At 69.3% G+C, this 11,910-nt stretch carries 11 protein-coding genes; 9 read left to right on the forward strand and 2 right to left on the reverse strand.

From position 1 onward, the window contains the following. Positions 1-20 precede the first annotated feature (20 nt). Together EES41_RS21685 and EES41_RS21690 are read right to left on the reverse strand one after the other, a co-directional pair. Positions 21-743, reverse strand: a complete 723-nt coding sequence (locus tag EES41_RS21685; protein WP_123079958.1) for a Crp/Fnr family transcriptional regulator — start codon at positions 741-743, stop codon at positions 21-23. Between the two features lie 78 nt (positions 744-821). Further along, positions 822-3,332: a YfhO family protein gene (locus EES41_RS21690; protein WP_254211534.1), complete on the reverse strand. Its 2,511-nt coding sequence runs from the start codon at positions 3,330-3,332 to the stop codon at positions 822-824. Between the two features lie 458 nt (positions 3,333-3,790). On the opposite strand from EES41_RS21690, the gene rpsL reads away from it, so the two are divergent. From rpsL to rplW, 9 genes are all read left to right on the forward strand, one after another. Further along, positions 3,791-4,162, forward strand: a complete 372-nt coding sequence (gene rpsL, locus EES41_RS21695) for a 30S ribosomal protein S12 (protein ID WP_007265893.1) — start codon at positions 3,791-3,793, stop codon at positions 4,160-4,162. 2 nt (positions 4,163-4,164) lie between these two features. After that, positions 4,165-4,635: a 30S ribosomal protein S7 gene (gene rpsG, locus EES41_RS21700; protein WP_007265894.1), complete on the forward strand. Its 471-nt coding sequence runs from the start codon at positions 4,165-4,167 to the stop codon at positions 4,633-4,635. A gap of 39 nt (positions 4,636-4,674) precedes the next feature. Continuing rightward, on the forward strand, positions 4,675-6,807 hold the full coding sequence (gene fusA, locus EES41_RS21705) for an elongation factor G (RefSeq protein WP_123079960.1): 2,133 nt from the start codon (positions 4,675-4,677) through the stop codon (positions 6,805-6,807). Positions 6,808-6,955: 148 nt separating this feature from the next. Further along, positions 6,956-8,149 (forward strand): elongation factor Tu, encoded by a 1,194-nt coding sequence (gene tuf, locus EES41_RS21710; RefSeq protein WP_037798043.1) that lies wholly within the window; start codon positions 6,956-6,958, stop codon positions 8,147-8,149. A gap of 166 nt (positions 8,150-8,315) precedes the next feature. Next, complete coding sequence (locus EES41_RS21715; protein ID WP_123079961.1) at positions 8,316-9,503, forward strand: hypothetical protein; 1,188 nt, start codon at positions 8,316-8,318, stop codon at positions 9,501-9,503. Positions 9,504-9,956: 453 nt separating this feature from the next. Beyond that, on the forward strand, positions 9,957-10,265 hold the full coding sequence (gene rpsJ, locus EES41_RS21720; protein ID WP_003948644.1) for a 30S ribosomal protein S10: 309 nt from the start codon (positions 9,957-9,959) through the stop codon (positions 10,263-10,265). Positions 10,266-10,279: 14 nt separating this feature from the next. Beyond that, a complete protein-coding gene (gene rplC / locus EES41_RS21725; RefSeq protein ID WP_008739720.1) occupies positions 10,280-10,924 on the forward strand; it encodes a 50S ribosomal protein L3 in 645 nt (214 codons plus the stop codon). Positions 10,925-10,928: 4 nt separating this feature from the next. Next, positions 10,929-11,579, forward strand: coding sequence for a 50S ribosomal protein L4 (gene rplD / locus EES41_RS21730; RefSeq protein WP_008739719.1), 651 nt, complete (start codon positions 10,929-10,931; stop codon positions 11,577-11,579). Next, positions 11,579-11,902, forward strand: coding sequence for a 50S ribosomal protein L23 (gene rplW, locus EES41_RS21735; protein ID WP_037792012.1), 324 nt, complete (start codon positions 11,579-11,581; stop codon positions 11,900-11,902). The genes rplD and rplW overlap by 1 nt, the downstream gene beginning before the upstream one ends. Positions 11,903-11,910: the final 8 nt, after the last annotated feature.

Consider the following 11,910-nt stretch of genomic DNA (forward strand, 5'->3'; position numbering starts at 1 on the left):
GGTGCACTGAAGGGGCGGGGTCAGGCCGTCGGGGGCTGTGACCGGGCGATCCGGTGCAGCACGTCCGGCCGTACGATCACCAGCGCGCGCCGGCCCGTACTGACCACCCCGCGGTCCCGCAGGTCCTTGAGCTGGCGCTGGACCATCTCCCGGGAGGCGCCCACGGCCCCGGCCAGTTCCTGCTTGGTCAGCGGCACGGCCACCTCCAGCCCCTCCGCCGTGCGCCGGCCGTGCAGCTGCGCCAGCTCCAGCAGCAGTACGGCGAGCCGTTCGCGCACGCTCAGCGCGGCGAACTCCAGGCGCCGCCGGTCTCCCGCGCGCTGGCGGTCGGCCGTGAGGGCGAGGAGTTGCAGGGCGGCGTCGGGGCAGCGGGCGAGGAAGGCGCGGAAGGTCTCGTGCTCGATGACCAGCGCGCGGACGCGTTCGAGCGAGGTCACGCTCGCGGAGCGGGGACGGCGGGTCAGCGCGGCGGACTCACCGACGATGTCGCCGGGACCGCGCAGGGCCAGCAGGGCCTGGTAGCCGTTGGAGTAGGCGGCGGTGACCTTGGTCCAGCCGTGCAGGAGCAGCAACACGTGGGCCGTGGGCTCGTGCTGGTGCAGCAGCGCGGTGCGGGGCGGGTAGACGAGCTCGTGGCCGAGCGCGCGTAACGCGGCGCCGTCCACGTCTTCGAGCCGGGCGAGGAAGGGGACCCGGTCGTCGAGCCCGCCGTCGCCGCCGTCCGCCAGGTGTTCCAGGATCATCTGCCGCCGCCCCCGCCCCGTTGATCAAGGCGGTCAATGTACTGAACACCGGGTTGGGGCGGCCCGGAAACGGACGAATTACCCCCGCCGGCCCGCGCGGCGGCGGCGGAGGCGGGGGGCGAGGGTGACCGCGGTCAGGGCGAGGAGGGCCAGGGTCGCGGCGGCGAGGCCCGGGGCGAGGCCCTTCGGGGTGAAGGCGCAGGACAGGGGGGCGCCGTCGCGGGGGACGGGGAGGGCGAGCAGGCCGTGGAAGGGGAGCGGCGGGGCCGAGCAGTGCCAGCCGGGGGCGGCCGTCACGGCGAACACGGCGGTGCCCGTCGCGCCCGGCGGGAGGGTGGCCTCGATGGTGTGGCCGCCGGCGCGGACCGAGGTGGCGCCGGTGGCCGTGAGCCGGCGGACCGCCGCGCCGAGGCGGGTGCGGTCCAGGCAGCCGACGGGGTGCTCCCCGGCGGTGGCCCCGGCCGCGCGGGTGCGGACGGCGACGGAGATCCGGCCGGAGGCGGGCACCGGGCCCAGGGGCACGACGCCGCTGACGCGGCCCTCCAGGCGGCGCCGGGTGCCGCCCGAGACGGCGGTGCCGTGGATCGCGGGGGAGTACCAGTACGCCTCGGAGCCCGGCGCGCAGCCGGCCTCGTACGTCCGCGCGGTGTCGGAGCCGGCGACGCCGACCGGCGGGACCCGGTAGACGGTGGCGCCCAGGACGTTCTCCTGGCGGGCGTAGACGCTGTCGGCCGGGTTCGGGGACGTGTACGGGGCGGAGCGGACCGTGACCAGCGGCGGCGCGGGGAAGCGCGCCGCGGTCCACGTGCCCGGGGCGGCTCCCGGGCGGACCCGCGCGCCGATCGAGAAGATCGCGTCCAGCACCGGGTTGTCGGCGCCGAAGAAGGTCCGGCCGTCGTTCTTGAAGCCGTATCCGAGCGGCTCCAGGGCCTGGTACGTAGCCTGCGGCAGGTAGCTGCTGTAGTACTGCGGCCCCTCCGCGCCGAGCGCCAGGGCGTCGTTGTACGAGGTTTGCGGCGCGCCCGAATCCGTCCGGTGGGCGGGCCAGTCGTCCACGCCCCGGACGGCCTCGTAGTGCCGGCTGATCGAGGCGCTCGACGTGACGGCGGGCGACGCCCAGCGTTCGCGGGCGCGCCGGGCGTCGGCGTTGGCGGCCGCCGCGGTGGACTCGGCGAAGACGACCCCGGCCATCAGCACGGCCGCCACCGGGACCAGCACGCGCCGCCCCCGCCCCCGGCCCGGCCCCGGCAGGGTGAGGGCCAGCAGCGACAGCGCCCCGCCGGCCAGTACGGCGGGCCAGGTCCAGCCGCCGAAGTCGTCGGCGCCGCGGAGCGCGAAGGCGGCCGCCACCAGCAGCCCCGCCGACAGCGCCAGGTGGAGCGGGCGGGGGCGGTGGGCCAGCGCCAGCCAGGCGAGGATCACCACCATCGCGCTGAAGACGAAGGTCTCCCGGTACGGATTGCCGTTCGGGACGGCGAGCCCGTGCCACGCGTACTGCGTCGGCGGGAACTGGAACGAGGCCAGCACCAGCAGCGTCGCACCCGCCCACACCAGCCGGGTCCGGCGGGCGATCGCCGAGTTGAGCACGAAGGTTCCCGCGAGGATCAGGCCCAGCGAGGCCACGTACAGCCGGGGCCGGCCGCCCCACAGGTGGGTGGCCGGGAGCATCCCCGCGAGGAACGCGTCCAGCCGCACCGGCTCGAAGGCGGCCGCCCGGGTGGGCTGCGCGGCCCCGCTGGAGAGGAACGCCGGCAGGAGGAGGGGGAGGGTGAGCGCGACGCCCGTCGCGGCGGCGGTGGCGGCCCGCCCCAGGGCCCGCAGCCGCTCGCGGCCGGTCATCTCGCGGGTGAGCAGCCGGATCCCGAGCAGCAGGCAGGCGGCCATCGTCGCCATCATCGCGGTGTAGAAGTTGCCGAACCAGGCGAGCGCCACCAGCAGGGTCGCGCCCGGCCAGCGGCGGCCCTCCAGGCACCACTCGACGGCGATCCCCAGCAGCGGCAGCGCGACCAGGCCCCACAGCCACATCGGGATGTACGAGGCGTCGCTGAGGGCCCAGCCGCACAGTCCGTAGCAGGCGCCGAGGGTTCCGCGCTGCCACCAGGGGCCGGGCTGGAGCATGCCGAGGTAGCCGGTCATCAGCGCGGCGGCGGTGCCCATGGTCAGCGGGGTGACCACGAAGACGGCCAGGTCCACGTGGCCGCGCGGGACCAGCACGGCGAGCCAGGAGAAGGGGTTGCCGAGGTAGGTGTGGTAGTCGGCCAGGAACTGCTGGCCGAAGCCGCCGCGCCAGGTGAAGAGCAGGTCACCGGCGGCCCGGCCGTGGACCAGGTCCCACAGGCCGCGGTGGAAGGGCACGTACTGGTTCGCCTGGTCGTTGACGGCCCGGCCGGCGGGCCCGAAGGGGTAGGCGCCGCGGACGGCCCAGGCCGCGCAGAAGGCGCCCGAGGTGATCGCGAAGGCGAGCAGGGGCCCGTACAGCCGGGCGAGCCGGGCCGGCAGGGGGAGCCGGCGCGGACCGGGGCCGGGGTCGGGGGCCGGGGGGCTCCCCGCCGTCACCGGATCCGGGCTGCCCGAGGTGACCGTCCCCAATGTCCCGCTCCCTGGTGAGAAGTGCCGTTCGGGATGAATCGCTGAGGCAGTGTAGATCGCGGGGCCGCTCCGGCGCGGGTCGAGCCGTGTCGCTCGCGCGGGTGTCCGTACCACATCCGAACGACTTCCGCACATCCGGACTGTCGCCCGGATGTGGCGCGGGGGCGTCGGCCGTGCGGCGCCCGGCCTGTGGGCATGCGCCGGGTCCGCGGCGGCCGGTGCGGAAGGGCTTTTGTTTTGACCGGAGTGGATGCGGTAGGTACGCTCAGACCTTGTGCCTGGGGTGTGCCTGGGCTCCCGTGCGTGTCCATCAACCGCACGCGAGTCGAATCAGCCACCGCGATCCATGCGTTTCCGTGCTTGCGCGGAGGTCCGCCGGATCCGACACACCCGACCGCGTGGGTCGGCAAATGTTCCAGGTTAGCTTCACTACACGGCACACAGAAACCGGAGAAGTAGTGCCTACGATCCAGCAGCTGGTCCGGAAGGGCCGGCAGGACAAGGTCGAGAAGACAAAGACCCCCGCGCTTGAGGCTTCGCCCCAGCGTCGTGGCGTCTGCACGCGTGTGTTCACGACCACCCCGAAGAAGCCGAACTCGGCGCTCCGTAAGGTCGCGCGTGTGCGTCTGACCTCCGGCATCGAGGTCACCGCTTACATTCCGGGTGAGGGACACAACCTGCAGGAGCACTCGATCGTGCTCGTGCGTGGTGGCCGTGTGAAGGACCTGCCGGGTGTTCGTTACAAGATCATCCGCGGTGCGCTTGACACCCAGGCTGTCAAGAACCGCAAGCAGGCCCGCAGCCGCTACGGCGCCAAGAAGGAGAAGTAAGAATGCCTCGTAAGGGCCCCGCCCCGAAGCGCCCGGTCATCATCGACCCGGTCTACGCATCTCCTCTGGTGACGTCGCTCATCAACAAGATCCTCCTGAACGGCAAGCGCTCCACCGCCGAGCGCATCGTTTACGGCGCCATGGAAGGCCTCCGCGAGAAGACCGGCAACGACCCGGTCATCACGCTGAAGCGCGCGCTGGAGAACGTCAAGCCGTCGCTTGAGGTCAAGTCCCGCCGTGTCGGTGGCGCGACCTACCAGGTCCCCGTCGAGGTCAAGCCGGGTCGCCAGTCGACCCTGGCCCTCCGCTGGCTCGTGGGTTACTCCCGCGCCCGTCGTGAGAAGACCATGACCGAGCGCCTCATGAACGAGCTGCTCGACGCCTCCAACGGTCTTGGCGCTGCCGTCAAGAAGCGCGAGGACACGCACAAGATGGCCGAGTCCAACAAGGCCTTCGCGCACTACCGCTGGTAGTCCCACCCCACATCGAGACCGAGAGAAGACCGAAGCCTTATGGCTACCACTTCGCTTGACCTGGCCAAGGTCCGCAACATCGGGATCATGGCCCACATCGACGCGGGCAAGACGACCACCACCGAGCGCATCCTGTTCTACACCGGTGTGTCGTACAAGATCGGTGAGGTCCACGACGGCGCTGCCACGATGGACTGGATGGAGCAGGAGCAGGAGCGTGGTATCACCATCACGTCTGCCGCGACGACCTGCCACTGGCCCCTCGAAGACGTTGACCACACCATCAACATCATCGACACCCCGGGCCACGTCGACTTCACCGTCGAGGTGGAGCGTTCGCTCCGCGTCCTCGACGGCGCCGTCACCGTCTTCGACGGTGTCGCCGGTGTGGAGCCGCAGTCCGAGACGGTCTGGCGTCAGGCCGACCGTTACGGCGTGCCCCGCATCTGCTTCGTCAACAAGCTGGACCGCACCGGCGCCGAGTTCCACCGCTGCGTCGACATGATCAAGGACCGCCTCGGTGCGGTTCCGATCGTCATGCAGCTCCCCATCGGTGCCGAGATGGACTTCCAGGGCGTTGTCGACCTGGTCACCATGAAGGCGTTCGTCTGGTCCGCCGAGGCGACCAAGGGCGAGATGTACGACATCGTCGACATCCCGGCCACGCACACCGAGGCCGCTGAAGAGTGGCGCGGCAAGCTGATCGAGACCGTCGCCGAGAACGACGACGAGATCATGGAGCTCTTCCTGAACGGCGACGAGCCGTCCGTGGAGCAGCTGCACGCCGCCGTCCGTCGGATCATCCTGAACTCCGGCAAGGGCAAGGGCGAGCCCACGATCACCGCGGTGTTCTGTGGCACGGCGTTCAAGAACAAGGGCGTTCAGCCCCTGCTCGACGCCGTCGTCCGCTACCTGCCGTCGCCGCTGGACATCGAGGCCATCGAGGGTCACGACGTCCGCGACGCCGAGGTGGTCGTGAAGCGCAAGCCGTCCGACGAGGAGCCCCTCGCGGCGCTGGCGTTCAAGATCATGAGTGACCCGCACCTCGGTAAGCTCACCTTCGTCCGGGTTTACTCGGGCCGCCTGGAGGCCGGCACTGCGGTGCTGAACTCCGTCAAGGGCAAGAAGGAGCGCATCGGCAAGATCTACCGCATGCACGCCAACAAGCGTGAAGAGATCGCCGCGGTGGGCGCCGGTGACATCGTCGCCGTCATGGGCCTGAAGCAGACCACCACCGGTGAGACGCTGTGTGACGACAAGCAGCCCGTGATCCTGGAGTCCATGGACTTCCCGGCTCCGGTCATCCAGGTCGCCATCGAGCCCAAGTCCAAGGGTGACCAGGAGAAGCTGGGTGTCGCCATCCAGCGCCTGGCGGAGGAGGACCCCTCCTTCCACGTTCACTCGGACGAGGAGACGGGCCAGACCATCCTCGGCGGTATGGGCGAGCTGCACCTTGAGGTGCTGGTCGACCGTATGAAGCGCGAGTTCAAGGTCGAGGCCAACGTCGGCAAGCCGCAGGTCGCGTACCGCGAGACGATCCGCGGGACCGTGGAGCGTCACGACTACACCCACAAGAAGCAGACCGGTGGTACCGGTCAGTTCGCCAAGGTGCAGATCGCGATCGAGCCCATCACCGAGGCCGACGGTCCGGCGTACGAGTTCGTGAACAAGGTCACCGGTGGCCGCGTGCCGAAGGAGTACATCCCTTCGGTCGACGCCGGTGCGCAGGAGGCCATGCAGTTCGGCATCCTGGCCGGCTACGAGATGACGGGCGTTCGCGTCACGCTTCTCGACGGTGGCTACCACGAGGTCGACTCCTCCGAGCTCGCGTTCAAGATCGCCGGTTCGCAGGCCTTCAAGGAGGCCGCGCGCAAGGCGTCCCCCGTGCTCATGGAGCCGATGATGGCCGTTGAGGTCACCACGCCCGAGGACTACATGGGCGACGTCATCGGTGACATCAACTCCCGCCGTGGCCAGATCCAGGCCATGGAGGAGCGTCACGGTGCTCGCGTCGTGAAGGGCCTCGTGCCCCTTTCGGAGATGTTCGGCTACGTCGGAGACCTCCGCAGCAAGACCTCGGGTCGCGCCAGCTACTCGATGCAGTTCGACTCCTACGCCGAGGTTCCCCGGAACGTCGCCGAGGAGATCATCGCGAAGGCCAAGGGCGAGTAACTCTTCCGAGTACACGCTTTAGGCTTGTCACCGGAGCCTCTGGGGCAACAGGAGTAACCCTCCGTTGCCCCGGAGGGACCGGCTTTCCAGCAAAGATCACCTGGCGCCGATGAGTAAGGCGTACAGAACCACTCTCCAGGAGGACCCCGTGGCGAAGGCGAAGTTCGAGCGGACTAAGCCGCACGTCAACATCGGCACCATCGGTCACATTGACCACGGTAAGACGACCCTCACGGCCGCCATTACCAAGGTGCTGCACGACGCGTACCCGGACCTGAACGAGGCCTCGGCCTTCGACCAGATCGACAAGGCTCCTGAGGAGCGCCAGCGCGGTATCACCATCTCCATCGCGCACGTCGAGTACCAGACCGAGGCGCGTCACTACGCCCACGTCGACTGCCCGGGTCACGCTGACTACATCAAGAACATGATCACGGGTGCCGCGCAGATGGACGGCGCCATCCTCGTGGTCGCCGCCACCGACGGCCCGATGCCGCAGACCAAGGAGCACGTGCTCCTGGCCCGCCAGGTCGGCGTTCCGTACATCGTCGTCGCCCTGAACAAGGCCGACATGGTGGACGACGAGGAGATCCTGGAGCTCGTCGAGCTCGAGGTCCGTGAGCTCCTCTCCGAGTACGAGTTCCCCGGCGACGACCTGCCGGTCGTCCAGGTCTCGGCGCTCAAGGCGCTCGAGGGCGACAAGGAGTGGGGCGAGAAGCTCCTCGGCCTCATGAAGGCCGTCGACGAGCACATCCCCACGCCGCCGCGTGACACCGAGAAGCCGTTCCTCATGCCCGTCGAGGACGTCTTCACGATCACCGGTCGCGGTACGGTCGTCACCGGCCGTATCGAGCGTGGTGTCCTGAAGGTCAACGAGACCGTGGACATCATCGGCATCAAGGAAGCCAAGACCACCACCACGGTCACCGGCATCGAGATGTTCCGCAAGCTGCTCGACGAGGGCCAGGCCGGTGAGAACGTCGGTCTGCTCCTCCGTGGCATCAAGCGCGAGGACGTCGAGCGCGGCCAGGTCATCATCAAGCCCGGTTCGGTCACGCCGCACACCGAGTTCGAGGCCCAGGCCTACATCCTGTCGAAGGACGAGGGTGGCCGTCACACCCCCTTCTTCAACAACTACCGCCCGCAGTTCTACTTCCGTACCACGGACGTCACGGGTGTCGTCACCCTGCCGGCCGGCACGGAGATGGTCATGCCGGGCGACAACACCGAGATGACGGTCGCGCTGATCCAGCCGGTCGCCATGGAGGAGGGCCTGAAGTTCGCCATCCGTGAGGGTGGTCGTACCGTGGGCGCCGGCCAGGTCACCAAGATCACGAAGTAATTTCGTGCTCTGACCTGGTAGCTCGCGCGAGCGGGCACCATGTTTGACAGAAGGGCCCCTCCCTTGTCGCCTCGGCGGCGGGGGAGGGGCCCTTCGTCGTACCCGGCGACGGGCTTGTGAGAGGCTCCGAAACGTCTGGGCAGGAACGTTTCAGGGGTGGGGAAGCATGGGTCGGCAAGGCGACGACGGTCCGGGGATATCGGACGCGGAGTGGGACCGGTTCCGCGAGGAGATGGAGCGGCAGGACGGGAACGCCCCCAAGGAGCCGTCCGCGCGGGCGCGGATGGTGACCGAGCGGCTGCGGCGCGAGGACGAGGAGCGCCGGCGGGCCGAGCGGGGGCGGTTCGGGCGCGCGCGGACCTCGCAGCCGGCGCAGCCGCCCGGGTGGCGCACCGGGCCCGCCTGGCAGGGGGCCCAGGGCTCGGGGAGCGGCAAGCGGCGCCTGAAGGCCGCGGGGGCCATCGTGCTCATCGCCGGGCTGGCCCTGATCGCGGTGCGGCCCGAGCTGGTGATCGACCGGATCACGGGGAAGACGCAGGCCCGCGAGGACGCGCGGAACGCCCCCTTGCCGCCCGTGGAGTCCGTACGCCCGACCGCGGCCCCGGAGGCCGGGCAGCCGGACCGGCCGACCCTGAAGGAGCCCTTCAGGGGCTCCCCGGCCCTCCAGTGGGCCGACGGCGCCGCCGGGATCGAGGTGCCGCCAGCCACGGCGGCCGGCGGGATGTCGAAGGAGCAGGTCGCGCAGGCGCTCGACCAGGCGAAGCGGTTCCTGGTCGCGGCCAACCTGGACCCCGCGGTGCTGCGCGGAGAGCGGCCCGAGGCGGTGCTGGCGCTGCTCGAACCGCAGGGGGAGCGGGACCGGCGCCTGCTGGAGAAGGCGCTGGCCCGGCCGACCGCGGAGCAGGACCCGCTCTGGCTGGTCAGCCGCTTCCCGGCGGCCGAGGTCCGGCTCGCGACGGACGTGGTCAAGACGCGCGGGCGGATGACCTTCGAGGGGGGCAGGCCCGGAGAGGTCAAGGTGAGCCTGGACTACACCTTCACCTACGCCCTGACGAAGGCGGCGCCCGGTTCCGAAGAGGTGACGCGGACCATCGTGCGGCGCCAGTTCGAGCTGTACCTGCGGGATCCGGAGCGCTGGCAGGAGACCACGAAGGGCACCCTTCAGCTGGGGGATTCCTCGCACGAGTACGGCAACGCCCGGTGCGCCGTCCACGACGGCTACCTGCATCCGAGCTTCCCGACGGACGGCCCGGACAGGGTGGCGCCCTCGGGCGCGCCGGTCGACCCGTACGACCGGAGCAGAAACCTGGAACGGTCCGAAACCGGCGAATGCGGAGAGATCACAAGGTTCTGACCTGGGAAGCCCCGTCGCGTGGCGCAGTTTGACGTGTCCGCGCAGCGGGGTATTCTCTTCCGCCCGATTGGCGCAGTACGTGTGTCGTATGGCAGACTACTCAAGTTGCTCGGTTGAGTGCCGATGCTGCGCGCCTCCCGCCGGGAGGACCGGAAGCGAGTCCCACAGTACTCGTCGCCTCTATCTGTCCCTCGGGGCAGCAATGGAAGCGGACGTACGGGAATCTTCTGGGAAGTGTCAGCACGGTGCCGGCCAGGAACCCGGTGGGTGTTTCTCCCCCGAACCGCGGTCTTTGGGACCGCACCCCCTTGATGAGGGAAATTTCCGTATGGGGATTTTCTGTAGAGGGAGTGCGACACGCCCGACCGCGTGGGTCGGAGAGAAGCGGTGGAGAGATCCACAGCCGCCCGGGTGCCAGAGCGTTTCCACAACAGACAGGACTACGGAGTAGCCATGGCGGGACAGAAGATCCGCATCCGGCTCAAGGCCTACGACCACGAGGTCATCGACTCCTCGGCGAAGAAGATCGTCGAGACGGTGACGCGCACTGGTGCGTCGGTCGCGGGCCCGGTGCCGCTGCCCACTGAGAAGAACGTGTACTGCGTCATCAAGTCGCCGCACAAGTACAAGGACTCGCGCGAGCACTTCGAGATGCGCACGCACAAGCGCCTGATCGACATCCTCGACCCGACCCCCAAGACCGTTGACTCGCTGATGCGCCTGGACCTTCCGGCCGGCGTTGACATCGAGATCAAGCTCTGAGAGGCGTCGAGAAGATGGCAAAGCAGATCAAGGGCGTCCTGGGCGAGAAGCTCGGCATGACCCAGGTCTGGGACGAGAACAACCGTGTCGTCCCGGTCACCGTGGTCAAGGCCGGACCCTGCGTCGTTACCCAGGTCCGTACGAACGACATCGACGGCTACGAGTCGGTCCAGATCGCCTTCGGCGAGATCGACCCGCGCAAGGTGAACAAGCCCCTCAAGGGCCACTTCGCCAAGGCCGACGTCACCCCGCGCCGCCACCTGGTGGAGCTCCGCACCTCCGACGCCAGCGAGTACACGCTCGGCCAGGAGATCACCGCCCAGGTGTTCGAGTCCGGCGTCAAGGTTGACGTCACGGGCAACAGCAAGGGCAAGGGCTTCGCCGGTGTCATGAAGCGGCACAACTTCCGGGGCCTCGGCGCCGGTCACGGTGTGCAGCGCAAGCACCGCTCCCCCGGTTCGATCGGTGGCTGCGCCACCCCTGGGCGTGTCTTCAAGGGCATGCGCATGGCCGGTCGCATGGGCAACGAGCGCGTCACCACCCAGAACCTGACCATCCACGCGGTTGACGCGGAGAAGGGTCTGCTGCTCATCAAGGGCGCGGTCCCCGGTCCGAACGGCGGCCTCGTCCTGGTCCGTACCGCGGCCAAGGGGGCTTGAGGTAATGAGCACCATTGACATCCTTTCGCCGGCAGGCGACAAGGCCGGTACCGTCGAGCTCCCCGCGGAGATCTTCGACGCGAAGACCAGCGTTCCGCTGATCCACCAGGTCGTTGTCGCTCAGCTGGCCGCTGCCCGTCAGGGCACGCACAAGACCAAGCGTCGTGGCGAAGTCCGTGGTGGTGGCCGCAAGCCGTACCGCCAGAAGGGCACCGGCCGCGCCCGTCAGGGTTCGACCCGCGCTCCGCAGTTCGTCGGCGGTGGCGTCGTCCACGGCCCGCAGCCGCGTGACTACTCCCAGCGGACCCCGAAGAAGATGAAGGTCGCCGCCCTCCGCGGTGCCCTCTCGGACCGTGCGCGTCACTCCCGCATCCACGTCGTCACCGGCGTGGTCGAGGGTGCCGCCTCCACGAAGGCCGCCAAGACGCTGTTCGGCAAGATCTCGGAGCGCAAGAACGTGCTCCTGGTCGTCGAGCGCGCCGACGAGGCCGCGTGGCTGTCCGCCCGCAACCTGCCCCAGGTCCACATCCTGGAGCCGGGCCAGCTGAACACGTACGACGTGATCGTCTCTGACGACGTGGTCTTCACTCAGGCCGCGCTTGAGTCCTTCGTGTCTGGCCCCAAGGCCGATGAGACCGAAGGGAGCGACGCCTGATGTCTGAGGCGACCGTTACCAGCAAGACCTTCACTGACCCGCGCGACCTGCTGATCAAGCCGGTTGTCTCGGAGAAGAGCTACGCGCTGCTGGACGAGAACAAGTACACGTTCATCGTCGCGCCCGGCGCCAACAAGACCCAGATCAAGCAGGCCGTCGAGGCGGTCTTCTCGGTCAAGGTCACCGGGGTCAACACGATCAACCGTCAGGGTAAGCGCAAGCGCACCAAGACCGGTTTCGGCAAGCGCGCGAACACCAAGCGCGCCATCGTGACCCTCGCTGAGGGCGACCGAATCGACATCTTCGGCGGCCAGGCCTCCTAACGGAGGTC

The sequence above is a fragment of the Streptomyces sp. ADI95-16 genome, assembly GCF_003721495.1.
Classification (GTDB): Bacteria; Actinomycetota; Actinomycetes; order Streptomycetales; family Streptomycetaceae; genus Streptomyces; species Streptomyces goshikiensis.

Coding starts and splice junctions, on each gene's coding strand:
- EES41_RS21685 (WP_123079958.1), bottom strand. CDS start 743: ATGATCCTGGAACACCTGGCGGACGGCGGCGACGGCGGGCTCGACGAC.
- rpsG (WP_007265894.1), top strand. CDS start 4,165: ATGCCTCGTAAGGGCCCCGCCCCGAAGCGCCCGGTCATCATCGACCCG.
- fusA (WP_123079960.1), top strand. CDS start 4,675: ATGGCTACCACTTCGCTTGACCTGGCCAAGGTCCGCAACATCGGGATC.
- EES41_RS21715 (WP_123079961.1), top strand. CDS start 8,316: ATGGGTCGGCAAGGCGACGACGGTCCGGGGATATCGGACGCGGAGTGG.
- rpsJ (WP_003948644.1), top strand. CDS start 9,957: ATGGCGGGACAGAAGATCCGCATCCGGCTCAAGGCCTACGACCACGAG.
- rplC (WP_008739720.1), top strand. CDS start 10,280: ATGGCAAAGCAGATCAAGGGCGTCCTGGGCGAGAAGCTCGGCATGACC.
- rplD (WP_008739719.1), top strand. CDS start 10,929: ATGAGCACCATTGACATCCTTTCGCCGGCAGGCGACAAGGCCGGTACC.
- rplW (WP_037792012.1), top strand. CDS start 11,579: ATGTCTGAGGCGACCGTTACCAGCAAGACCTTCACTGACCCGCGCGAC.